The sequence below is a fragment of the Actinoplanes sp. NPDC089786 genome, from assembly GCF_040684855.1.
Taxonomy (GTDB): Bacteria; Actinomycetota; Actinomycetes; order Mycobacteriales; family Micromonosporaceae; genus Actinoplanes.
Genome location: NZ_JBFBGU010000018.1, coordinates 133,741 through 157,231 on the forward strand (window position 1 = coordinate 133,741; position 23,491 = coordinate 157,231).

Annotated in this window: 22 protein-coding genes; 12 read left to right on the plus strand and 10 right to left on the minus strand. The window is 72.7% G+C overall.

The genetic code is table 11. The annotated features are described in order from the left end of the window. Positions 1 to 3 precede the first annotated feature (3 nt). Positions 4 to 717, minus strand: coding sequence for an adenosylcobinamide-GDP ribazoletransferase (locus AB0O15_RS35695; RefSeq protein WP_364328202.1), 714 nt, complete (start codon positions 715 to 717; stop codon positions 4 to 6). Further along, positions 714 to 2,372, minus strand: coding sequence for a bifunctional adenosylcobinamide kinase/adenosylcobinamide-phosphate guanylyltransferase (locus AB0O15_RS35700; RefSeq protein ID WP_364328205.1), 1,659 nt, complete (start codon positions 2,370 to 2,372; stop codon positions 714 to 716). Before AB0O15_RS35700 ends, AB0O15_RS35695 begins: the two co-directional genes overlap by 4 nt. 144 nt (positions 2,373 to 2,516) lie before the next feature. On the opposite strand from AB0O15_RS35700, the gene AB0O15_RS35705 reads away from it, so the two are divergent. Then, the gene (locus AB0O15_RS35705; protein WP_364328208.1) at positions 2,517 to 2,714 is read left to right on the plus strand and encodes a hypothetical protein; all 198 of its coding nucleotides are present in this window, start codon (positions 2,517 to 2,519) and stop codon (positions 2,712 to 2,714) included. After that, a complete protein-coding gene (locus AB0O15_RS35710) occupies positions 2,711 to 3,529 on the plus strand; it encodes a site-2 protease family protein (protein WP_364328211.1) in 819 nt (272 codons plus the stop codon). Before AB0O15_RS35705 ends, AB0O15_RS35710 begins: the two co-directional genes overlap by 4 nt. Here AB0O15_RS35710 and AB0O15_RS35715 read toward each other — a convergent pair. Beyond that, positions 3,526 to 4,524, minus strand: coding sequence for an aldo/keto reductase family protein (locus tag AB0O15_RS35715; protein WP_364328213.1), 999 nt, complete (start codon positions 4,522 to 4,524; stop codon positions 3,526 to 3,528). The two genes, AB0O15_RS35710 and AB0O15_RS35715, sit on opposite strands and share 4 nt — an antisense overlap. Positions 4,525 to 4,534: 10 nt before the next feature. After that, a complete protein-coding gene (locus AB0O15_RS35720; RefSeq protein ID WP_364328216.1) occupies positions 4,535 to 5,884 on the minus strand; it encodes a WG repeat-containing protein in 1,350 nt (449 codons plus the stop codon). 2,851 nt (positions 5,885 to 8,735) lie between these two features. On the opposite strand from AB0O15_RS35720, the gene AB0O15_RS35725 reads away from it, so the two are divergent. From AB0O15_RS35725 to AB0O15_RS35750, 6 genes are all read left to right on the plus strand, one after another. Next, on the plus strand, positions 8,736 to 9,620 hold the full coding sequence (locus AB0O15_RS35725) for a hypothetical protein (protein ID WP_364328219.1): 885 nt from the start codon (positions 8,736 to 8,738) through the stop codon (positions 9,618 to 9,620). Positions 9,621 to 11,229: 1,609 nt separating this feature from the next. Then, positions 11,230 to 12,057 (plus strand): ABC-2 family transporter protein, encoded by an 828-nt coding sequence (locus tag AB0O15_RS35730; RefSeq protein WP_364328222.1) that lies wholly within the window; start codon positions 11,230 to 11,232, stop codon positions 12,055 to 12,057. After that, entirely contained in the window at positions 12,050 to 12,853 is an 804-nt protein-coding gene (locus tag AB0O15_RS35735; protein ID WP_364328225.1) for an ABC-2 family transporter protein, read from the plus strand. The genes AB0O15_RS35730 and AB0O15_RS35735 overlap by 8 nt, the downstream gene beginning before the upstream one ends. Next, complete coding sequence (locus AB0O15_RS35740) at positions 12,850 to 13,806, plus strand: ATP-binding cassette domain-containing protein (RefSeq protein ID WP_364328228.1); 957 nt, start codon at positions 12,850 to 12,852, stop codon at positions 13,804 to 13,806. The genes AB0O15_RS35735 and AB0O15_RS35740 overlap by 4 nt, the downstream gene beginning before the upstream one ends. Positions 13,807 to 13,851: 45 nt before the next feature. Continuing rightward, positions 13,852 to 14,232: a YciI family protein gene (locus tag AB0O15_RS35745; RefSeq protein ID WP_364328230.1), complete on the plus strand. Its 381-nt coding sequence runs from the start codon at positions 13,852 to 13,854 to the stop codon at positions 14,230 to 14,232. Then, a complete protein-coding gene (locus AB0O15_RS35750) occupies positions 14,229 to 15,470 on the plus strand; it encodes a sigma-70 family RNA polymerase sigma factor (protein WP_364328233.1) in 1,242 nt (413 codons plus the stop codon). The genes AB0O15_RS35745 and AB0O15_RS35750 overlap by 4 nt, the downstream gene beginning before the upstream one ends. Before the next feature lie 60 nt (positions 15,471 to 15,530). Here the strand turns inward: AB0O15_RS35750 and AB0O15_RS35755 are convergent, their stop codons facing one another. From AB0O15_RS35755 to AB0O15_RS35780, 6 genes are all read right to left on the minus strand, one after another. Further along, positions 15,531 to 15,803, minus strand: a complete 273-nt coding sequence (locus AB0O15_RS35755) for a cupin domain-containing protein (RefSeq protein WP_364328236.1) — start codon at positions 15,801 to 15,803, stop codon at positions 15,531 to 15,533. Positions 15,804 to 15,874: 71 nt separating this feature from the next. Continuing rightward, positions 15,875 to 16,567, minus strand: a complete 693-nt coding sequence (locus AB0O15_RS35760; RefSeq protein WP_364328239.1) for a TetR/AcrR family transcriptional regulator — start codon at positions 16,565 to 16,567, stop codon at positions 15,875 to 15,877. 77 nt (positions 16,568 to 16,644) lie between these two features. Beyond that, positions 16,645 to 17,265: a DUF3043 domain-containing protein gene (locus tag AB0O15_RS35765; RefSeq protein WP_364328242.1), complete on the minus strand. Its 621-nt coding sequence runs from the start codon at positions 17,263 to 17,265 to the stop codon at positions 16,645 to 16,647. Positions 17,266 to 17,323: 58 nt separating this feature from the next. Continuing rightward, positions 17,324 to 18,679: a UDP-N-acetylglucosamine 1-carboxyvinyltransferase gene (murA, locus tag AB0O15_RS35770; RefSeq protein ID WP_364328245.1), complete on the minus strand. Its 1,356-nt coding sequence runs from the start codon at positions 18,677 to 18,679 to the stop codon at positions 17,324 to 17,326. A gap of 181 nt (positions 18,680 to 18,860) precedes the next feature. Beyond that, positions 18,861 to 20,039 carry a quinolinate synthase NadA gene (gene nadA, locus AB0O15_RS35775; protein WP_364328248.1) on the minus strand — a complete coding sequence of 393 codons (1,179 nt, stop codon included), beginning with the start codon at positions 20,037 to 20,039 and terminating at the stop codon, positions 18,861 to 18,863. 51 nt (positions 20,040 to 20,090) lie between these two features. Continuing rightward, positions 20,091 to 20,240, minus strand: coding sequence for a hypothetical protein (locus AB0O15_RS35780; RefSeq protein ID WP_364328251.1), 150 nt, complete (start codon positions 20,238 to 20,240; stop codon positions 20,091 to 20,093). Positions 20,241 to 20,289: 49 nt separating this feature from the next. On the opposite strand from AB0O15_RS35780, the gene AB0O15_RS35785 reads away from it, so the two are divergent. The 4 genes from AB0O15_RS35785 (at position 20,290) to AB0O15_RS35800 (ending at position 23,490) form a co-directional block, all read left to right on the plus strand. After that, positions 20,290 to 21,405 (plus strand): glycerate kinase, encoded by a 1,116-nt coding sequence (locus AB0O15_RS35785; protein ID WP_364328253.1) that lies wholly within the window; start codon positions 20,290 to 20,292, stop codon positions 21,403 to 21,405. Positions 21,406 to 21,511: 106 nt separating this feature from the next. Next, entirely contained in the window at positions 21,512 to 21,889 is a 378-nt protein-coding gene (gene erpA, locus AB0O15_RS35790; RefSeq protein WP_364328256.1) for an iron-sulfur cluster insertion protein ErpA, read from the plus strand. A 109-nt stretch (positions 21,890 to 21,998) separates the two neighbouring features. Next, a complete protein-coding gene (locus AB0O15_RS35795; protein ID WP_364328258.1) occupies positions 21,999 to 22,976 on the plus strand; it encodes a carbohydrate kinase family protein in 978 nt (325 codons plus the stop codon). Between the two features lie 7 nt (positions 22,977 to 22,983). Further along, positions 22,984 to 23,490, plus strand: a complete 507-nt coding sequence (locus tag AB0O15_RS35800; protein WP_364328261.1) for an ATP-binding protein — start codon at positions 22,984 to 22,986, stop codon at positions 23,488 to 23,490. Position 23,491 lies beyond the last annotated feature (1 nt).

A 23,491-nucleotide genomic window follows, 5' to 3' on the forward strand; every position in this document is an offset into this window, starting at 1 on the left:
GCTTCACAGGGCCAGCCCGACCAGCGTGACCGTGGTGGCCAGCTCGACGCAGGCGCCGAGGACGTCACCGGTGATGCCGCCGAAGCGGCGTACCGCATGCCTGAGAAGAAGGACCACGACGAGCAGGGCGGCGGCGACGGCGGCCGGGCCCTGCCACGGCCGGCCCGGCACCGCCCACCAGGCCGCGCCGGCGACGGCGATCGCGATGCCCACGGCCAGCGGCGCCGGGACCGTGCCCGCGACCATCGCACCCAGGCCGTCCGGACGGGCCGGTGGGACGCCGCGGCGGCAGGCCAGCGGCAGGGCGGCGCGGCCGGCGGTCCAGGCCACCACGGCGGCCACCGGGGTCAGGGCGGCGGCCTGAACGAGCAGGGTCAGCGCGACCGCGGCCACCCCGAACGGCCCGATGTCCGGCTTTTTCATGATGTCCAGGGCGTCGGCGCCACGGCGGTAGGAGCCGAGCGCGTCCACCGTGTCGGCCAGCCCGTCCAGGTGCAGGCCGCGGGTCAGCAGCACCGCCACGGCCACGGTCACGCCGCCGGCCACCAGCGGGGGAGCGCTGTCCAGCAGCCACAACAGGCCGGCCAGGACCGCGCCCAGCAGCAGGCCGACCAGCGGCGCCACGCTCATCGCCGTCCGCGCCGCCCGGCGATCGACCCGGCCCGCCCGCAGCGGCAGCACGGTCAGCGTGGTCAGTGCCAGGCGGAGGCCGTTCAATCGTCCGGAGCGTCTTCGCCCAGCGCGGGGTGGGCCGGCAACGAGGAGGCCAGGCCGATCGCGGTACGCAGCACCGGCAGCGCGGTCAGCGCGTTCAGCCCCTCGCCAAGGTCGAGCCCGAGCTGGGTCACCGGCGTCAGCCCGAGCACGTCGGCGCCCTGCTTGACCAGCTCGGACGTGCCCGCGTCGGGCAGCAGGCACCAGTGCCGCACCTGACTGCCCAGGTCGCGGGCGACCAGGCCGGCCGCGATGCCCACCGGGCCGTCCAGCAGCACCGGCAGCCGCTGGGCCGCCGCACCGAGCAGCGCGCCGGTCGCCACGGCCACGTCCGCGCCACCGACCTGGGCGAGGATGTCCAGCGCGCCGCGGGACTCCTGCCGGATCCGGTGCAGCGCGTCCCGCACCGCGGCACAGCGCACCATCCAGGCGTTGTCGTCGTAGGTTCCGCCCGGCGCCAGCACCCGCGGCAGCACGGCCACCGGCTCGGCGCCCGTGGTGGCCGACAGCACCGCGGTCGCGGCCGCCTCGGCGCCCGTGCCGTACGCGGCGATGACCAGGGCGTCCCGGCCGTCCGCGCGGGCCGCCCCGGCGAGCTGCCAGCCGTGCCGCAGGGCCGCCTCGACCGCCTCGGCGTCCAGCACCGGGCCGTCCTCCATGGCCCCGGAATCGGCCGCGCGGACCACCGCCACGTCGGCGCCGACCTGCCCGGCCAGCCGGATCAGCGGACCGGCGCCCGCCTCGGCGTCGGCGATCCGGCGCGCGGCGTCGGCCGGGTCGGAGCCCGCGCCCGCGCCGCCGGCATGCGTGCCCGTGAGCAGCAGGACGCGGACCGCGGACCAGGGCTGCGGGGTCACGGTCGACTGGGTGGCGGCGGCGAACTCGATCGCCTCGCCGAGCGAGCCGAGCCCGGCGCCGGTGAGGTCGAGGGTGGCCAGGCGGTCGTGCGCGTCGGGACCGGTGTCCTGGTCGGGCATCGGGAGGTCCATGCCCGGCTCGAAGACGACGTCGTCCGATTCTTCCGGCGAGTCGGACGAAACGAGCAGCGCGGGCTGGGTTTCGGCCGGCACTGGAGCGGGCGCCACGACCTTCTGCGCCGGGCGCGGGTTTACGGCCGCCGCCTTGATCCAGGTGTGCTGACCGGCCACGACCAGAGCCACCCGGTCGACCACCGAGGCGAGCGCCTGGTTCGTCGTACCCAGCGCGTCAGCGAAAGCGCGACCGACCGGCGTGGCCGGAACCAGCGACAGCCCCACCTCGGGGCTCACCAGCACCACCCGCCCCGCGCACGCGCGCAGCGCGTCGGCGAGCGCGGCCACCATCGCCACGTCGTTCTGCGGCTGATTGGCCGGGTCGAGCAGTGTCGCCACCCAGCCGCCCAGGTCGTCGATCAGCAGCGTGTCGTCCGGCTTGGCCTCGGCGAGCACGGCCGCCAGCCGGGCCGGCTCGCCGCCGGTCTCCTCGGTGGACCAGGTCTGCGGGCGGCGCCGCTGATGGGCCTCGATGCGGCCCATCCACTCCGGGTCGTCCTCAGCGCCCACCGCGGTCGCGACGTAGTGCACCGACGCCGCGTCGGCCACCAGCTCCTCGGCGAACGCGGACTTGCCGGAACGGATGCCCCCGAGCACCAGCGCGGTGTTCCACCGATCAACGGACATGACCCGTACCTTAGGCCTTGTCTCAAATTCGATCGCGAGGCGGTGCTTCGCGAGGCGAATTTGAGACTTGGCCCAGCGCTGGCGCACAGAGCGACGCCGTAGGGTGGAGGCGCCGTGCAAGGAATAGAACAAAGGGGGCGGCGCATGCCGTGGAGTTGGCGGTACGAGGGCGTCGACGGGCGACCGGTGGCCGGTCCGGCCGAGACGTTCAGCAGCCAGGCCGACGCCGAGTCCTGGATCGGCCAGGCCTGGCGTGAGCTGGCCGCCGCCGGGGTCACCAAGGTCGTGCTGGTCGAGGACGACCGGGTCGACTACGACATGAGCCTGCTGCCGAGCGAATGACCGGTTTTCAGGCGGCCCGGCAGACGCCGCGGAACGCGTTCGTACCCAGCCCGGTCTTCGTCGGCATCCTCGCCCTGACCGTGGTCAGCGGCTGGATGACCTGGACCGGCTTCGGAAACGTCAAGGTCGACGTCTTCCTGATGGTGATCTGCGGCTGGCTGCTGTCGCTGTGCCTGCACGAGTACGCACACGCGATCGTCGCCTTCTTCTCCGGCGACCACGAGGTGGCCGAGCGCGGATACCTGCGCCTCAACCCGCTGAAGTACACCCACCCGCTGCTGTCCATCGTGCTGCCGATCGTGGCCGTGGTCCTCGGCGGCATCGGCCTGCCCGGCGGCGCGGTCTGGGTGAACCACGACCACATCGGCAGCAAGACCAAGCTGTCCCTGATCAGCGCGGCCGGCCCGCTCACCAACGTGCTGTTCGCGCTGGTGCTGGCGGTGCCGTTCCTGGCCGGGCTGGGCCCGGACATGGAGGGCAACGTGCTGTACGGGGAGAACCCGCACCTGGCCTTCTGGGAAGCTCTGGCACTGCTGGCGGTGCTGCAGATCACCGCCAGCGTGCTCAACTTGATCCCCGTACCGGGCCTGGACGGCGGGAACATCCTGCAGCCGTGGCTGAGCCCGCCCTATCAGCGGGCCTACAACCTCTTCGCCCCGTACGGCTTCATGCTGCTCTTCGTGCTGCTCTGGCAGTCCCGGATCAACGTGTGGTTCTTCACCTTCGTCTACTGGGTCGCCGAAGCCATCGGGATCTCACCGGCGCTGGCCGGCGAGGGGTTCAATCTGATGCGCTTCTGGTCGGACTGGTTCTAGGGACGCTTCGGCGGGCTGACCGTCTTGGCCGGGTCGAACTCGGCGATCGGCTGGATCACCTGGTCGATCGCCTTGAGCAGGTCGTCGTCGAGCTTCACGCCGGACGCCTTGACGTTGTCCTCGAGCTGTTCCGGCCGGGTCGCGCCGACGATCGCCGCCGAGACGTTGGGGTTCTGCAACACCCACGCCACGGCCAGCTGGGCCATCGTCAGGCCGGCCTGCTCGGCGAGCGGCTTGAGGCCCTGCACGGTGGTCAGCACCTCGTCGGACATCAGGCGCGAGATCATGGTCGCGCCGGACTTGTCGTCGGTGGCCCGGGACCCGGCCGGCGGCTGCTTGCCCGGCTCGTACTTGCCGGTGAGCACGCCCTGCGCGATCGGCGAGAAGACCAGCTGGCCGATGCCCAGCTCGATCGACGTCGGCACCACCTCGGCCTCGATCACCCGCCACAGCATCGAGTACTGCGGCTGGTTCGACACCAGCTGGATCTTCAGGTCCTGGGCGAGCTCCCAGCCGGCCCGGATCTCCGACGCCGTCCACTCGGAGACGCCCAGGTACAGGGCCTTGCCCGAGTGCACGATGTCGGCGAACGTCTGCATCGTCTCCTCGAGCGGCGTCGCGTAGTCGTACCGGTGGGCCTGGTAGACGTCGACGTAGTCGGTCTGCAGCCGGCGCAGCGAGCCGTGGATGGACTCGTAGATGTGCTTGCGGGACAGGCCGCGGTCGTTGGGACCCGGGCCGGTCGGCCAGAACACCTTGGTGAGGATCTCCAGGCCCTCGCGGCGCTCACCCTTCAGCGCCCGGCCGAGCACCTCTTCGGCGCGGGTGCCGGCGTAGGTGTCGGCCGTGTCGAACGTCGTGATGCCGAGGTCGAGGGCGGCCCGCACGCACGCGGCGGCGGCCTCCTCCTCGACCTGTGAGCCGTGGGTGATCCAGTTGCCGTAGGCGATCTCGCTGATCAGGAGGCCGGAGCGGCCGAGATGACGATGTTCCATGCCTGCATTTCTAGAGCACCGGCTTGGTGTCCGCCAACAGAAGGTCGATCGCGTCCACCACATCCGCCTCGCTGCGGTGCACGGTTTCGATCAGCGGCTCGCCCTCCCGGTCGAGCGCGCCCCAGCGCCCGTCGCGGTCGGCGATCAGGAACGCCACCGGGTGGATCACCAGCGCCGGATGCACCGGCGCCACCACCAGCTGCCCGCGCCGGTCGATCACGCCCAGCCGGTTGCCGGCGTCGACGATGGCCAGCCCTTCCCGGGTGAACCCGTCCACCTGGCGCCCGCCGGTCAGCACGGTCGCGAACCGCTGGTACCGAGGCTGCACCACCGGCCGTGCGTACCGGTCGACCGCACCCCACCGGCCGGCCTTCACCGCCGCGACCCCGTTCCGGAACCGCAGCGCCTCCTCGAATCCGCCCGGCACGACCAGCCGGTTCTGCGCGTCGATGGCGAACCAGCCGCCCCGCTCCTCCCGGGACACCCAGGCCAGCCCCTCATGGAACGGCTGCACCCGGACATATCCCCCGAGAACCGTCCGCCCGTCGGCGTCGACCAGCTCCCAGGCCCACGAATCCGGCCGCCGCGCCCAGGCCAGCCCCTCCGAGTAGGCCTGCACCTCGGCCCAGGTCTCGCCGGCCCGCAACGGCTCCGGCGTCACCTTGCCCAGAATCTCGTCCGGCGTCCGCTGGAACGGCCCCCACCCGTGCTGCCGGATCTGGTCGGTCACCAGGTCGAGCGCCAGCGCGGTCCGGTCCGGATCGTCACCCCGGCGCCACCGCAGAGCCTCGTCGAACCGGCTCATCGCCTCCAGGTACCGGTCCTGCTCGAACGCCGACCGCCCCGCCAGGTCCGAGATCTCGGCCCGCAGCCGATCCGGCAGCTCCGGGTCGATGGCATCCTCGAACAGCCGGTCCGCCTCGGTGAAGTCGCCCCGCCACCGCAGCACGTTGGCCAGCCGCGCCTGCACGATCGCCTTCCGCCGCAACTCACCGGTCCGCTCGGCGTGCTCCAGCGCCGCCCGCCCGTCGGCCAGCGCGAAGTCGAGATCCCCGAGCACCCGCGACACCACGGCGCGCAGACTCAGCAGCCGGGCCCGGATCGCGTCGCGCTCGGCGTACTCGAGCTTGTCGGTGAGCCGATCACGAACGGCCCGGAGCTGGTCCGGGTGGTCGGCCATCTCGCGCAGGGTGCCGGGCTTGAACCTGAAGGGGTACGCGGACAACACCTGCTCGGGGTCGACCAGCCGGCTCCGTGGGTCAACCGCTGATTGCCCCACGTTCCGGGCGGAGTCAGTGGTCCCGCCGGCCGCACCCGCCCCGATGACAGCCGCCGCCAACCGCTCCGAAGCATCAGCCACCGCCCCCTCAGCCGCCCCCGCCCCACTCTCTTCCCCGGCGTCGCCGTCCTCCGCCTCACCATCCGCGCCGCCGTGACCGTCGGCGCCGCTGTGACCGTCCGCGCCGCCGTCGCCTTCCGTCCCAGTCTCGCCTTCATCGGCAGCACGGCCCTGGGCGACCGCGGCTACCTCCGCCGAATCCTCGCCCTGGCTGGTCCCGCCGGTCTCAGCCGGCGCGGCTGTGCGTTCCTCACTCGGCCTTGCGTCGTCGCCGGCAGTGCTTGCGCGCATCCCTGCCACCGTGGCGTCGCGGCTGGCCGCGGATTCGTCTGCCCGCTCACCACCCGTGCTCGTCTCCACGGCCGCGCCGGAGTCACCGATGGCGCGCGTCTCCGTGTCCGTGCGTGCCTCTGCCGACGCTCCACCCTCGCCGGCGGGCTTCGTCTTCGTGGATGCGCCCGCGTCGCCTGTCGCGCCGGCCTCAACAGGCGCACCGACCGCGCGCGTATCTCCTGGCCTGCGGGTCTCGTCGGCTGTGCGTGACTCGCTGGCCGCTCGTGCCTCGGTCACCGTTCCGGCGTCGCTGTTCGAGCGTGCCACTCCGGAGCCGTAGCTCGTTTCTTCCGTCTCCGCGGATGCGCCGGCGTCGCTCCCCGCGCCCGCCGAGCCCCCCGAATCCGTCACAACGTCAGCCGCGACCTCGTCGGCCGCACCCGAACTCCCCTGATCAGCCTTCCGCCCCGCCGCCCCCGCATCCGGAGCACCCGAATCCAGCAAGTCTCCTGTGGAACCAACGCTGCCATCAGAACCGCGAGCACCGCCGGGCGACCGCCCCGCATCGTCCAGCCCAGAGCCACCGCCCCGCGCGGCCTCATCGCTGGCGACGCGGCTACCCGACCCGCCCCCACCCAGCGCCGCAAGCTTGCCGAGCCCTTGCCCGCGACCAGCGCCTCCCAGCCCAACCGCTTCAGACTTCTTCCAGCCCTCGGCCTTCTTCCAGCCCTCGGCATCGTCAGCAGGCGCAACCCGTCCCGCCCCGCCCCGCCGACCTTCCCCAGCATCTCCGCCGGCACCGGTCGAGACTCCCGCGCCCGAACCCCCACGTCCCGAACCAGCGCCGTCCCCACCCACTGTCGCCGCAGAGACAATGCCGTCCGCGCTGCCTACTCCGGCCGCCCCGCCGAACTCGACCGCATCGTCACGCTGGACCGCACCTTCCCGCCCCGCCGCACCTTCCCGGCCGACCGCACGGTCCTGCCCAGCGCCGGCGTCTGGCCCAGCGCTCGTGTCTCGCTCAGCCGTGGCACCTCTCTCGGCCGTCGCATCCCGCGTGGCCGGTGTGCCCTGCTCAGCAATGGCATCCCGCGTGGCTGGGCTACTTTGCTCGGCTGTGGCGTCCTGCGTGAGCGTGGTGTCCCGCCCAGCCGCGGTGCTTTGCGCGAATCCAGTGCCGTCGGTATTCCGTGGCTCGACGCTCTTCAGGTCGTTCCGCCAAGTCGCCGAGCCGCCGTCAATTCCCTCGCCAGGCTCCGTGTCACTCGAGCCCACTTGATCGAGAGACCCGCCGTCGTGCGCGGAGATCGTGTCGTCTCCGCCCTCCTGCGCGGCGGAGTCCGGCTTCTCTTCAGCCGCCGTGGCTGCCACGTCGTCCCGTTCAGGCGGGAAGGTCTTGTCCGCCAGCGACGCGGGACGCTGCATCCGAGCGTCCGTATTCGGCTCGAACCAAGTAGGCCGCTCCTCATCCTCCGCCGGCTCTTCCTCAACAGGCGCGACAGGAGCAGGCGAAACCGGCTCCGCCTCAGCCGGAGCCTCCGTGGTCTCGGCCCCCAGCCCGCTCATCTTCAGCAGCCAGCCGAGCCCACGCTGCTCGCCATCCTCGTCTCCCGCAGCCTCCCCAGAGGCCGAGCCCCCCGAGACAGGTGCTCCGGAAGCCGGCATCCCCGAGACAGGTGCTCCGGAAGCCGGCGTCCCTGAGGCGGGCACCCCGGATACGGGCGTCCCTGAGGCGGGCACCCCGGACACGGGCTTCCTCGGCGCTGGGACGACCGGGTTCGGTGTGGACCCGGGCGCGGCCGACCCGGCGCCGCTGGTCCTGAGCGCGCCCGAAGTGGGTTGCGCGGGACCGCTGGGCGGCGCGGCGGACGCGTCCGAGGCGGGTCGGGCGGAACTGCCGGGCCACGCGGCGGACGCGCCGGAGGTGCGTTGAGCAGGACCAGCCCAGGTGGCGGGTGCGCCCGAGGTGGGTTGGGCGGGGCTTCCGGGCCACGCCGTAGATCCGCCTGAGGTGGGTTGAAAGGGGCTTCCGGGCCATGCCGTGGGTGCACCTGAGGTGGGGTCGGCTTGGTTGCCTGGTCCGGAGGCGGGTGCGGTCGAACTCGGTTGGGTGGGAGCGCCGGGCCACGCGGTCGGAGGGGCTGATGCGGGCGACGGCGCGGCCGGAGAAGTTGGCCCGGGCGGAGTCGGAGGCTGGAAAGCCAACGGCTCGGAGAGTGGGACTCGGGCCGCTGGGGGAGTCCAGGTGGGTTCGGAGTGGGTGTCGAAGTCGTCGGATACGACCTCGCCCTCGATGACCGGCAGGCCTGTCGCCGGGTCGATCACCTCGCCGGAAACCGCGCCCGCCAGCGTGTCGGACGGGTCTGCGTTCGGCGCGTTCCAACCAGATCGCGGTGCCGGGCCGGCGTAGGCGCTGGCGGTGTCGGCGGTCCTGTCCCATGTGGCGGGTGGGCCCGTGAAGGTGCCGGCGGTGTCGTCCCGCGCGGTGGGTGGTCCCGCGAAGGTGCTGGCGGGGTCCGCGGGTGCTCCCCAGGGGGCGGGCGGGCCCGCGAAGGTGCCGGCTGGGTCGGAGGTCTCGCTCCATGTGGCGGGTGGGCTGGTGAAAGTGCTCGCCGGGTCGGCGGTCCTGTCCCGCGCGGAGGGCGGTCCGGAATACGTGCCCGCCGGTTCCCACCCCGGCGGGGTGGGACGCTGCGCGTTTGGCGGCGCGCTGCGTCCCGGTGTCGCAGGAGACGTTGCGCCGGTGGCGCCGGGCGAGCTTGGGCGGGCGGTGCCGGGCGAGGTCGGGTGGGTGGTGCTGGGCGAGGTCGGGTGGGTGGAGCTGGGCGAGGTCGGGCGGGTGGTGCTGGGCGAGGTCGGGTGGCTGGTGCCAGGCGAGGTTGGTCGGGCAGAGCTGGGCGAGGTCGGGTGGGCGGTGCCAGGCGAGCTTGGGTGGGCGGAGCTGGGCGAGGTTGGTCGGGTGGTGCTGGGCGAGGCCGGGCGGGTAGCACCGGGAGAGGCTGGGCGGGCCGGGCCGGCGAGGGTGCTGGCCGGGTCGGCGGATGACGAGTCCCACGCCGTCCGCGGCACGGGTGCGTTGTGCCGTGAGTCCAGGCTGGACGGCCGCCGGTCGACATCACTCGGTGGCCGGGGTGCGGGCGGCTCCCAACCGGTCGGCTCGCCGGCCGGGGAGACCCGGGGGGCGCGGTCGCCAGGACCATGCGCTGTGGGGGTCGGCCGCGAACCCGGGCCGGCCCACGTGTCGGCGGGGTCGGGTGGACCGGCCCAGGTGTCGGCTGGGCTGGGTGGTCCGGCCCAGGTATCGGCTGGGTTGGGCGGGCCGGCCCACGTGTCGGCCGGGCTGGGTGGTCCGGCCCACATGTCGGCCGGGCTGGGCGGGCCGGCCCAGGTGTCGGCGGGGTCGGTTCCGGACAGGGAAGGGTCGGCAATCCCCGCCCACGCCGGCGGCGCTCCGTGCGCCGGACCGAACCCCGAGTCGGGTTGAGACCGTTGCCGGCCAGGCATCGCCTCGCTCGCCGGGTTCGGCCGTCCGGAACCCCCGCCGCGCGGTGCTTCCGAGCGGCTGGGGGTGGTCGGCTGTCCCAGGCCGGCGTCGCGTGGTGCCTCGGGCCGTCCGTGGGTGGTGTCGCGCAGTGCTTCCGGCCGGCCGGCGGCGGGGTCGCGGCCGGGGATGGGACGTCCTGGGCCGGTGTCGTGCAGTGCTTCCGGACGGCCGGGGGCGGTGTCGCGGCCGGGGACGGGACGTCCTGGGCCGGCGTCGGTCAGTGCTTCCGGGCGGCCGGGCATGGGGTTGCGGGCTGGAGCCTGGCGGCCGGGAACGGGGTTGGCGGGCGGCGCGGGTCGGGTTGGTGGTGCTTCGGGGGGTGCGCCGGCCCAGGTGGTCTCGGGGGTGGTGTCGGCTCGGTTCCAGGCGCCGGCGGGGGACTCCAGGGGGTTCCAGGCGGGTTCGGGGCCCTGCTGCTTCCAGGCGGATCTTGGCGCGTCCCAGGACGGGCGGGTGGGTGCGGGGCGGCGGTCGGGGCCGGCCAGGGTGGAGGCGGGGTCGGCGGAAGGGTCCGTCCATCCGGGTGGGCGGGTTTCGGCAGCGGGTCGTGCGGGGCCGGAGACGTAGGGGCGCGGGCCGTCGTATGACCGCGGCGGCTCGGGGTGGGTCGGCGGCGCGGGCTGGTCGGGGCGCCTCGGGCCGGGTCGGGTGTCGCGCGACTGACCGTGGAACGGCGCCGGCATGTCCTGCACGGGAGGCGGCGCGTCCCGGAAGGCCGGGCGCACGTCCTGTGGCACCGGGCGGGAGTTGTCGGCCGCCCGCGGGGCCGGCCGACCGGCCGGCGGGGCTGAGGAGGGCGCAGGGCCGTGGCCGCCGGGCGGGGCGGAGAAAGGCACGGCGCCATAGCCGGAGGGCGGTGGCGAGGACGGCGTCGGGCCGTAGCCGGGCGCCGGAGCGTGGCCCGGGGGCGGCCCGTAACCGGACGCCGGTGACGGACCGTAGCCGGCGGGAGCCCCGGACGACGGCCGCGCCTGGCCGTAGCCCGTACCCGGACCGTGCCCGCCCGGCGCCCCGGGAGACGACGGCCGGCCCTGGCCGTACCCGTTGGGCGGCCGTTCAGTGCCATACCCCGCGGGCTGCGGTCGCCCGGACCCATAGGGGTCGGCGGGACGAACCCCGGGGCCACCGTCATACGGCTGGCGCTGCGGCGGCACCGGCCCGCCGCGTCGAGGCAGCGGATCGCCGGATCCGTATTCGTTCCACTGAGGACCCGCGGACCCAGGATGTTCCGGGTACGCCGGCTCCTCCGACCCGGCCTCGTAGATCGGCGTGTGCACGGCCCGGCGGCGGCGCCCGGGGTCGCCGGGATAGCGCTGACCCGGCAGCGGCTCCCATTCCCAGGTGATCTCGTAGAGCCAGGCCGGCTCGTCGTCCCAGCCGCCCGCGCCCACGTGGGAGCTCCAGCCGTTCATCGGGCACCTCGGCCCGATGGTTGGCGACGCTCTGTCACGGCGGGCTCCACCTCAAAGGAAAAGCGCGGTGGCGAGCCGTGCCACCGGGGTACAGTCGCCCGGCTCCACTGCGGGGGTTTGGGAAGGAGCGTATCGACGTGGACCGGCTCGACGCCAGGGAGGGCGTGGTCACGTTCGGTGCACTAGCTCGGTCGGGGTTCCGGCGCTGGTCGACCTATCGGCAGGCCACCATAGCCGGTGCGTTCACGAATGTCGTCTTCGGCTTCCTCCGTTGTTACGTCATTCTGGCCGTTGCGGGCGCGACGGTCAGCGGCACCGCGGCCGGATATGACGTCGCGCAGCTGGCCACGTACGTCTGGCTGGGTCAAGGGTTGATCAGTGTGGTGGGGATCTGGGGCTGGACGGAGCTGGCCGACCGGATCCGCACCGGCGAGGTGGCGGCCGACCTGTTGCGCCCGATTCCGCCGGTGGTCAGCTACCTGGCCGCTGATATGGGGCGTTTCGGGCACGCGGTGCTGACTCGGTTCGTGCCGCCGATCGTGGTCGGCGCGATCTTCTTCCCGCTGTACGTCCCGCAGCGCCCGGGCACGATCCCGCTGTTCGTCCTGTCGATGCTGCTGGCCTCGGTGGTCAGCTTCGGGGGCCGGTTCCTGGTGAACGCGACGGCGTACTGGCTGGCCGACGCCCGCGGCCCGATCGCCCTGTGGACGCTGTCGACGGGCGTGCTGGCGGGGCTGTACTTCCCGCTGCGGCTGCTGCCGGACTGGGCGGCGATCCTGCTGTACGTGGCCACCCCGTTCCCGAGCGTGCTCCAGTCGCCGGCCGACGTGCTGGTCGAGCGGGACGGGCCGCTGCTCCAGTCGGGGCTGGTGGCGGTTCAGGCGATGTGGGCCGTGGGCCTGCTGGTCGCCTGCTTCAAGGTCCAGAAGCGGGCCGAGCGCAAGCTGGTGGTCCAGGGTGGGTGACCAGGCCCGGGCGTACGCCCATCTGATCGGCGGCCAGTTCCGGTCGATGGTGTCGTACCGGCTGTCGTTCCTGGTCGAGATGATCTCCCACTCGCTGACCGTGGTGCTGGACATCAGCACGGTCCTGGTGCTGTTCGGCGCCGGCCGGCGGGTGGGCGGTTTCACGCTGGAGGAGGCGCTGCTCGTCGCGGGGCTGTCGTCGGTCGGGTTCGCGCTGGCCGACCTGCTCGTCGGCAACGTCGATCACCTCAAGACGTACGTCCGCAGCGGCCTGATGGACGTGATCCTGGTGCGTCCGCTGGGTTCCCTGTGGCAGCTGTTGTGCATGGATCTGCCGTTCCGCAAGGTGCTGCGGGTGGTCCTGGCGGGCGTGGTGCTGGCCATCGCGGTCCGGCTCAACGACCTCGACTGGACACCGGCCCGGGTGGTTCTGCTGGTGGTCACCCCGCTGGCGGGGCTGGTCTTCTTCGGCGCGATCTTCGTACTGAGCGCCAGCCTGGCGTTCTGGTGGGTGGACTCGGGCGAGATCGGCAGCGCGTTCACCTACGGCGGGCGCGACTTCACGACGTACCCGGTGCCGGTCTATGCGGCCTGGTTCCGGGCCGTCTTCGCGTACGCGCTGGGTTTCGGTTTTGTGGCCTACCAGCCGGCGCTGACCCTCCTGGGCCGCACCGATCCGCTCGGCCTGCCCGCCTGGGCCGGTTACCTCTCACCGCTGGTCGCGCTGGTCGCGGCCGCCGTCGCCGCGCTGGCCTGGCGTGCCGGCATCCGCCACTACCGGAGCACCGGATCATGACTGTCATCGAGATGCGAGACCTTCGAAAAGACTTCGCGGTACGCGTACGGGTGGGCCGGTTCCGCCGTCGAAAACGCACGGTGCCGGCCGTGGACGGCATCGACCTGACCGTCGACCGGGGCGAGATGGTCGGCTACATCGGCCCGAACGGCGCCGGGAAGTCGACCACGCTGAAGATGCTGACCGGCATCCTGACCCCGTCCGCGGGCGCCGTGACGGTGTGTGGGCTGACCCCGGTCCCGCAGCGTACGAGGCTGGCCCGCCGCATCGGCGTGGTCTTCGGCCAGCGCTCCCAGCTGTGGTGGGACCTGCCGCTGCACGAGTCGTTCACGCTGCTCCGGCACATCTACCGGGTGCCGCCGGCCGACCACGCGGCCCGGCTCGCGCGGTGCCGGTCGCTGCTCGACCTGGACCCGTTCCTCGACACCCCGGTGCGCCAGTTGTCGCTCGGCCAGCGGATGCGCGGCGAGATCACCGCGGCCCTGCTGCACGGCCCCGAGGTGCTGTTCCTGGACGAGCCGACGATCGGCCTGGACGTGGTCAGCAAGCAGGCGGTCCGCGGTTTCCTGGCCGAGCTGGGCGCGACCGGCGACGTCACGCTGATGCTGACCACCCACGATCTGGCCGACATCGAACGGTTGTGCCGCCGCCTGGTCGTGATCGACCACGGTCACGGGGTGCACGACGGCACGATCGAGGACCTGCACGCCCGCTACGGCTCCCGCCGCCGCCTGGTGGCCGACCTGGACGCGCCCCTGCCGGCGTCGTTCGCGCTGGCCGGGGCCACCCTGGCGGCCACCGAGGCGGACGGCCACCGGGTGTCGTTCACGCTCGAGTCGGCAACCGCCGCCGAGGCCGTGGCAGCCCTGATGACCGCCGCCCCGGTGCGCGACCTGTCCCTGGTCGAGCCGGACATCGAGGACGTGGTGGCCCGCCTCTACACCGCCCGCTGACCCCGGTTGTCGATCCGCCTTCCCCGCCGGACGTCGTGAGGGTAGATGTACCTCGACGAAAGGCGTGACATGGCCAAGTACATGCTCCTCATCCAGGGCGACCCGCGGCAGTGGGACGCGATGACCCCGGACCAGTGGACGGCGCACGGCGCGGCGCACGGCGCCTTCAGCGCGGAGGCCGGCGCCCGGATCCTCGGCGGCGAGCAGCTCGAGACGGCGACGACGGCGACGACGCTGCGGGCGGATGGCGCGGGCGGCGTGGTGACCACCGACGGTCCGTTCCTGGAGACCAAGGAGGTGCTCGGCGGCTTCTACCTGCTGGAGGCGGCCGATCTGGACGAGGCGATCAAGCTGGCGTCGCTGCTGCCCGAGGTGCGGGCCGGGCACAGCGGCGTGGAGATCCGCCCGGTCGTGGAGCACGGATGACCGAGGACGTGGTCGCGGCGGTCGCCGAGGCGCACCGCCGCGACTGGAGCCGGGTGCTGGCCTGTGCGGCCCAGGTGACCCGCGACCTCGACCTGGCCGAGGAATGCACCCAGGACGCGTACGAGCAGGCCCTGCACACCTGGGCCCGGGACGGCGTGCCGGACCGGCCGGGCGCCTGGCTGACCAGCGTCGCCCGGAACCGGGCGCTCGACCTGCGCCGCCGCGAGGAGCGGTTCCGCCGCCGGATGCCGCTGCTGGTGGCCGAGGACCCGGCGCCCGGCCCGGAGGACGGCCTGGACGACGACCGGCTCCGGCTGATCTTCACCTGCTGCCATCCGGCGCTGTCCGGCGAGGCCAGGATCGCGCTGACCCTGCGCCTCGTGTGTGGCCTGTCGACGGCCGAGGTGGCCCGCGCCTTCCTGGTGTCCGAGCCGACCATGGCCGCCCGGATCACCCGGGCCAAGAAGAAGATCGCCACCGCGCGCATCCCGTACCGGGTGCCCGCCGCGGACGATCTCGCCGAGCGGGTCGGCGCCGTCCTCGACGTGGTGCACCTGATCTTCACGACCGGGCACACCGCGCCGGCCGGACCGCGCCTGATCCGCCGCGACCTCGTGGACAGCGCGATCGACCTGGCCCGCACGCTGCACCTGCTGATGCCGACCGACGCCGCGGTCAGCGGGCTGCTCGCGTTGCTGCTGCTCATCGACGCGCGTTCGGGCAGCCGGGTGTCGGCCGACGGCCGGATGCTGCTGCTGCCGGAACAGGACCGCACCCGGTGGGACGGCGGCCTGATCGCCGAGGGCGTCGCCCTGCTGACCGACGCGCTACGCCGAAGGCCACCTACGCGGTACGCGGTGGAGGCCGCGATCGCCGCCGTGCACGCCGAGGCGGCGACCTGGGCCGACACCGACTGGGCGGAGATCGCCGCCCTGTACGACGTGCTGCGCGGGCTCTGGCCGTCGCCGGTGGTCGAGCTCAACCGCGCCGTGGCGATCGGCCTGCGGGACGGGCCGGCGGCGGGCCTGGACGCGCTCGCGCCGCTGCTCGACGACCCCGCGCTGGCCACGTACGGCTACCTCAGCGCCGCCCGCGCGGATTTTCTGCGCCGCCTCGGGCGCTGGGACGAGGCGATCGACGCGTACGAGGAGGCGCTGGCTCTCACGGACAGCGAGAAAGAGCGTTCGTTCTTGCTCGGCCGACTGGCAGACACGCGAGAGTCGCGTTCACGGCCCTGACCAGCGGCTCGCTCGCGGTGTGCCACGGCGAGCTCACGTCGCGCGTACTCAAGAATGTTTCTAACGATGTTCCATGACGAGCATGGCCCAGGTGCCGGGGGCGACCGCCTCGTAGCGGTGGGGGACGTCGCCGGGGAACGCCACGTAGTCGCCCGGCGCGAGCTCGACCGTGTCGTCGGAGGGGCCGGCGACGAGTTGCCCCGCGCCGACCACGACGTGCTCGACGCCGCCCGGGATGTGCGCCTCGGCCTCGCGCGGGCTGCCCGGTTCGAGCTGGAGCACGTAGATGTCCCGCCGGGTGTGCGGCGATCCGGCCGACAGCAGCGTCGCCATGAAGTCGGCGCGATCGGCGGCCAGCAGCGGCCCCTCGCCCCGTAGCGCGGATCCGGCCGGGGGTGGGTGGGTCAGGCCGGGGTGGGTTCCCGGCGGAGAGCGCCGTGCAGAAAGAGGTCGATCATCAGACGGCGGTCCGTGCTCTCCATCACGGGCGGCCGCCCGAACTGCGACTGCAGGAACACACCCGCGGCCTGGGCAGGGGAGACCCGCAGCTCGGCGCTGTCCGGCTCCAGTAGGTAGGTGATGGCTTCGGCGACGGCGATGCGCGATGCCTCCCGGGCCGAGGAGCGGGCTTCCGGCAGCGGAGCCTCCCGCCCGGATGATCGGCCCGCTTCGAGGACGGCCGCCGGCCCCAGCGGAGAAGCAGCCGGCGCGCTGTCGCGGGGCGGGCGGCGGTGTGGCATGCCCGAGGCGTGGATCGCGCCCATCACCGCGCCCATCCGGCCGAGGTGGGCGTCGAGCGCTTCGGCGGCCTCGAGGAGCCGGTCTTCCAGCGCGGTGTCCAGCGGGATGGAGTGGAGTTCGCGGAGCATGTCCGCCGGGTTGAGCGCCTCGGCGATGCAGGCCCTGATCAGGGCGTCCTTGTCGTCGAAGGCCCGGAAGACGGTGGCCTCGCCGATGCCGGCCGCGCGGGCGACCTGGGCGGTGGTGACGGCGCCGCCGAACTCGGCGACCAGGGGCAGGGCGGCGCGCACGATCATGGCGCGCCGTTCTTCGGGTGTCATTCCCGGGGCACGGCGCCGGGCGGTCTCGTCGGTCATGCCCTGACGATACGGAGTGAGTACTCACTCCGTCCACGGAGTTGACGTGCCAACCCGAACGACGGGGGAGGAACGAATCAGACCTTCTCGCCGAGTTGAACGGCCGGCTTCGGCACGCGCATGCGGCGGAACGTCAGCCCCCGCATGATCCCGTACAGCGACAACGACCCGAGCCGCTGCGTCGTCTTCGGGAACCGCTCGCGCACCAGCGCCCGCACCTTGCGCGCGATCAGGAAGCTGTCGATGATCACCGCGACCGCCAGGATCGCCCACAGCAGGTTGGCCGCGAGCTGCACGGGCTGCGGCATCCGGGTGGACGAGCCGATCAGCACGATGATCGCGCCGGCGAAGAAGTAGGTGCCGACGGTGCGGCGGCTGTCGACGATGTTGCGGACCAGCAGCCGCTCGGGGCCCCGGTCACGGGCCAGCAGGTAACGCTCGTCGCCGGCCCGCATGCCCGCGGAGGCCTCGGCGCGCTCCTCGCGCTGGCGCTCGCGCATCTTCTTGTACGCCTCGCGCCGGTTCTGGGGCGCCGGCTCGGTCACCCGCCGCTGGCTGCTCACCCGCTTGGGCGTGACCTGGCCCAGTTCCTTCTTGGAAGGGGTGTAGTTCTTGGGCCGGGCAGGCTCGACGACCTCCTCGGCCACGTCGGAGGTGGCGGGGGCGTCTGAGGTCTTGCGACGAAACAGCGAGGGCACGTCATGAAGGGTAACGAAGGGCGGCTCACATGCGGAGAGCCGCCCTACGCCAATAAATCTAGATCCGCTCGACGTGCGCGCCGAGGGCCGACAGTTTGTCCTCGAAGTGCTCGTAGCCGCGGTTGATCAGGTCGACCCCGTACACCTTCGACGTGCCCTCGGCGGCCAGCGCCGCGATCAGGTGGGCGAACCCGGCCCGCAGGTCGGGGATGACCAGGTCGGCGGCGTGCAGCTTGGACGGCCCGGCGATGACCGCCGAGTGCTTGAAGTTGCGCCGGCCGAAGCGGCACGGGGTGCCGCCCAGGCAGTCACGGTAGACCTGGACCGTGGCGCCCATCGCGTTCAGCGCGTCGGTGTAGCCGAGCCGCTGCTCGTACACGGTCTCGTGCACGATCGACAGCCCGCGGGCCTGGGTCAGGGCGACCACCAGGGGCTGCTGCCAGTCGGTCATGAAGCCGGGGTGCACGTCGGTCTCCAGGGCGACTGCCTGGAGCTCGCCGCCCGGGTGCCAGAAGCGGATGCCGCCCTCGTGCGGGGTGACGCCGGGCCGGCCGACCCGCTCGTCGGTGATCTCGAACTCGCCGCCGATGGACCGGAAGACGTTCAGGAACGTCATCATGTCGGCCTGGCGGGCGCCGAGCACCTCGACGTCGCCGTGCGTCGCCAGGGCGGCCGAGGCCCAGCTGGCGGCCTCGATCCGGTCGGGGATCGGACGGTGGCTGTAACCGTGCAGCCTCGGCACGCCCTGGATCTCGATGACCCGGTCGGTGTGCACGGTGATGATCGCGCCCATCTTCTGGAGCACGCAGATCAAATCGAGGATCTCGGGCTCGATGGCCGCGTTGCGCAGCTCGGTGACGCCCTCGGCGCGGACGGCGGTGAGCAGCACCTGCTCGGTGGCGCCGACGCTCGGGAACGGCAGCTCCAGCTTGGCGCCGTGCAGCCCGTTGGGCGCGCTGAGGTGCATGCCCTCGGGCGCCTTGTCGACGACCGCGCCGAACTCGCGCAGCGCCTGGATGTGGAAGTCGATGGGGCGCGGCCCGATGTGGCAGCCGCCCAGGTCGGGGATGAACGCGTGGCCGAGCCGGTGCAGCAGCGGGCCGCAGAACAGGATCGGGATGCGGCTGGAGCCGGCGTGCACGTTGATCTCGTCGGTGCTGGCGGTCTCGACGTGCGTCGGGTCCATCACCAGCTCACCGTCGTCGACGCCGTCGCTGACCTTGACACCGTGCAGCTCGAGCAGGCCGCGGACGACCTCCACGTCACGGATGCCCGGTACGTCGAACAGGCGGCTGGGCGACTCGCCCAGCAGGGCGGCCACCATGGCCTTGGAGATCAGGTTCTTGGCACCACGGACCCGGATCTGCCCGTGCAGCGGCGCACCGCCGTGCACAGCCAGGACGTCGTCGGTCACGGAACCTCCAGAGGGGGCGGGGGAAGCCGCCCGGCGGGTATGAGGGGCCCGGAGAGCATAGCCCTGAGTGATGCGGGCGGCAGTCACCACAAGCCGCGAGATGGCACGAATCCCTGATGATTAAGGCAACACAAAGACACACCCGTGCGTACGGACAACAGGGCGTAACCGTGCGTAATGGTCAGGGAAGGGCCAGCATCTGGTCGAGCGCCACCCGCGCGTGATGGGCCGTGTCGGGGTCGACGGCGATCTGGTTGGGGACCCGGCCGGCGACCAGCTCTTCCAGCGCCCACACCAGATGGGGCAGGTCGATGCGGTTCATCGTGGAGCAGTAGCAGACCGCCCGGTCCAGGAACATGATCTGCTTGTCGGGGTGGGCGTTCGCCATCCGGCGGACCAGATTGAGCTCCGTACCCACCGCCCAGGCCGAACCCGCGGGCGCGGCCTCCAGCGCCTTGATGATGTATTCGGTCGAGCCGACCTGATCGGCGGCCCGGACGACCTCGTGCCGGCATTCCGGGTGGACCAGGACATTGACGCCGGGTACGCGCTCGCGCACCTCACGCACGCTGTCGATGGTGAAGCGCCCGTGCACCGAGCAGTGCCCGCGCCACAGGATCATCTTGGCGTCGCGCACCTGATCGGCGGTGAGCCCGCCGTTCGGCTTGTGCGGGTCGTAGAGCACGCAGTCGTCGAGCGTGAGACCCATCTCGAGGACCGCCGTGTTGCGCCCGAGGTGCTGGTCGGGCAGGAAGAAGACCTTGCTGCCCTGCTCGTACGCCCAGGTCAGCGCGCGCTGGGCGTTGGACGACGTGCACACCACGCCCTTGTTGCGGCCGACGAAGCCCTTGATGTCGGCCGAGGAGTTCATGTACGTCACCGGGATGATCTGGTCGGTGAGGCCGAGGTCTTCGAACTGTTCCCAGGCGGTCTCGACCTGCCCGAGCACGGCCATGTCGGCCATCGAGCAGCCGGCCGCCAGGTCGGGCAGCACGACGCGCTGGGCCGGCGAGGTCAGGATGTCGGCGCTCTCGGCCATGAAGTGCACGCCGCAGAACACGATGAACTCGGCGTCGGGCCGGGCGGCGGCCTCGCGGGCCAGCTTGAACGAGTCGCCGGTGACGTCAGCGAACTGGATGACCTCATCGCGCTGGTAGTGGTGGCCGAGCACGAAGACGCGGTCGCCCAGCGCCGCCTTGGCGGCGCGGGCCCGCTCGACCAGACCGGGGTCGCTGGGCGCGGGCAGATCGCCCGGGCAGTCGACCCCGCGCTCGCTGGCGGGGTCGGTGCCGCGGCCGAGCAGGAGCAGGGCGGTGGCCGTGTTGGAAGGCTCAGTCCAGGTAGACGTCACAAGAATCATGGTGGCACAGCGTTGCCGCCGCATAACGGTGGCGTTCACCACCCCGCGGCACTAGCGGCGGCGGCCCTGGAGGCGGGCCAGCAGTCGCCGGGCGCGCGCCTGGTTCTCGGGCTTGGCCGCCTGGCGCCGGCCCTGCTCGACGATCCGCTGCCCCTGCGGGCTGCGGAGGAACTTCTGCAGTCGCTGCATGAGAGTGGCCATGACACCCACAGTGACATGAATTGCTGAGCGTCGCCTGTACGGTCACCCCGTGCGCGTACTCATCTGCCCCGACAAGTTCGCCGGCACGCTCTCCGCCCCCGCCGCGGCGGAGGCCTTGGCCGAGGGCTGGCGGGCGGCCCGGCCCGACGACGAGACGGTGCTGCGGCCGCTGGCCGACGGCGGCCCGGGGTTCGTGGAGGTGCTCGCCGCCGCGATCGACGGCTCCACCCGGCTGCCGGTGCGGACCGTCGATCCGCTGGGCCGGCCGGCGGCGGGGGAGGTGCTGCTGGCCGGGACCACGGCGTACGTGGAAAGCGCTCAAGCCTGCGGCCTGCACCTGCTCACCGAGAAGGAGCGCGATCCCGGCGCGACCACGTCGTACGGCCTGGGGCTGCTGATCGCGGCCGCCGCCGAGGCCGGCGCGACCGAGGTGATCGTGGGCCTGGGCGGTTCCGCCACCAACGACGGCGGCGCCGGCCTGCTCGCCGCGCTCGGCGCCGGCCCGCTGGACGTGGTCGGCTTCGCCCTCCCGTACGGCGGCGCGCCCCTGATCTCGGCCGACAAACTGGCCGGACCACCCACCCTCCGCCCGGTCTCGCTGATCGCCGCCACCGACGTGGACAACCCGCTGACCGGCCTGCACGGCGCCAGCAGCGTCTTCGGCCCGCAGAAGGGCGCCTCCCGCGAGGACGTGCTCCGCCTGGACGCCGCGCTCGACCACTTCGCCGGGATTCTCGAGCGCGACCTGGGCGTGGACGGGCTGCGGACCGCCCCCGGCGCCGGCGCGGCGGGCGGGCTGGGCGCGGCGCTCCTGGCGCTGGGCGGCCGGGTGGTCTCCGGGATTGCGCTGATCACCCAGGCGATCGGGCTGGAGGCCGAGCTGGACCGGGCCGACCTGGTGATCACCGGCGAGGGCTCGTTCGACCACCAGAGCCTGCGGGGCAAGGTGGCCGCCGGCGTGGCCAACGGCGCCCGGGACCGCGGCCTGGCCTGCGTGGTGGTGGCCGGCCGGGTGGAGACCGGGATGCGTGAGGCGGCCGCGGCCGGTGTGACCGAGACGCACTCGCTGGTCGACCACTTCGGCGGCACCGAGCAGGCGCTGGCCGAGCCGGCCCGGGGGCTGCGCGAGATCGGCGCCCGGCTGGCGGGACAATGGAGCAGGTGATTTCCGGCCTCGGGTGATTCCGATCTCCTGGATTGGGAATCTCCGCCAACAGGGTTAGCGTTGCTGACTAACGGCAGAACACCGTCCGCAAGCTGGGAGATCCGCAGTGACCACTGAAGCGCACACCGAGTCGACCGAGGCCACCACGGTCGCCGCGCCGACCGGCGTCACCCTGACCGACGTTGCCGCTGTCAAGGTCAAGGCCCTCATCGAACAGGAAGGGCGCGACGACCTGCGCCTGCGTATCGCCGTGCAGCCGGGTGGCTGTTCGGGTCTTCGCTACCAGCTCTTCTTCGACGAGCGCTCGCTCGACGGCGACATCGTGGCCGGCTTCGACGGCGTCGAGGTCGTGGTCGACCGGATGAGCTCTCCGTATCTCGCCGGCGCGACGATCGACTTCGCCGACCGGATCGACGCTCAGGGCTTCACCATCGACAACCCGAACGCGCAGAACTCGTGCGCGTGTGGCGACTCGTTCCACTGACAGCAACGGAAAAGGCCGCTCTCCGCGTGGAGGGCGGCCTTTTCTCGTCCGAGGGCCGGTGCCGGTAGGCTCGCCGGGCAACCCCCCGTTCACGACATCGAGGGCCGACATGAAGATCGCCGTAACCGGCTCGATCGCCACCGACCATCTGATGCACTTCCCCGGCCGTTTCGCCGAGTCCCTGATCGCCGACCAGCTGCACAAGGTGTCGCTGTCGTTCCTGGTCGACGACCTGGTGGTGCGGCGTGGCGGGGTGGCGCCCAACATCGCGTACGGGATGGGCCTGCTCGGCCTGTCGCCGATCCTGGTCGGCGCGGTCGGCGCCGACTTCGCCGACTACCGGTCGTGGCTCGAGCGGCACGGGGTGGACTGCGGCTCGGTGCACATCAGCGAGGTCGCGCACACCGCGCGGTTCGTCTGCACCACCGACGACGACCTCAACCAGATCGCCTCGTTCTACGCCGGCGCGATGTCCGAGGCCCGCAACATCGAGCTGGGCCCGGTCGCGGCCCGCGCCGGCGGCCTCGACCTGGTGCTGATCAGCGCGAACGACCCGGCCGCGATGCTGCGCCACTCGCAGGAGTGCCGCACCCGCGGGCTGGCCTTCGCCGCCGACCCGTCCCAGCAGCTCGCGCGCATGGAGGGCAGCGACGTGATGGCGCTGATCCAGGGCGCCGACTACCTGCTGACCAACGAGTACGAGCGCTCGATGCTCGAGACCAAGGCCGGCCTGACCGGCGACCAGGTGCTCGACCAGGTCAAGATCCGGGTCACCACGCTGGGCAAGGACGGGGTCGAGATCACCGGCCACGGCATCGACCGGATCCACGTGCCGGTGGCCCGCGACGTGCTGGCGACCGACCCGACCGGCGTCGGCGACGGCTTCCGGGCCGGCTTCTTCAGCGGCATCAGCTGGGGGCTGGGCCTGGAGCGCTCCGCCCAGGTGGGTTCGCTGGTGGCGGCCCTGGTGCTGGAGACGGCGGGTGGCCAGGAGTACGAGGTGAAGGGCGACGACTTCGCCAAGCGCTTCGCCGACTCGTACGGGTCCGAGGCCGCCGCCGAGATCAAGTCCCACCTGCCGGCCTGATCGCGCCATGTCCGTGCTGGCGGTGTTCGCCGGGCTGCCCGGTGTCGGCAAGAGCACGCTCGCCGCGCAGGTGGCGGGCGCTCTGCCGGCCGCGGTGCTCGCCGTGGACACGGTCGACTTCACCCTCCAGCGCTACCAGGTGACCGAGCAGCGGCCCGGGTTCGCGGCCTACGGGGTGGTGGCCGCCCTGGCCGAGGAGCAGCTCCGGGTCGGGCACAGCGTGATCATCGACGCGGTGAACCCGGTCCGGGCGGCCCGCCAGCTCTGGGTCGACCTGGCCGAGCGCCAGAAGGTGCGGCTGCGGGTGGTCGAGGTGGTCTGCGGTGACGACGCCGAGCACCGCCGCCGGGTCGAGGCGCGCTACGCCACCCGCGACCACGACGGCATTCCCGACTGGGTGCGGGTGCTCGAGCGGCAGGCCGAGTGGGAGCCCTACCTGGGACCGCGCCTGGTCGTGGACACGTTCCTGGCCCGCGACCCGACGGCGCCCGTGGTCGCGTACCTCACTCAGTGAT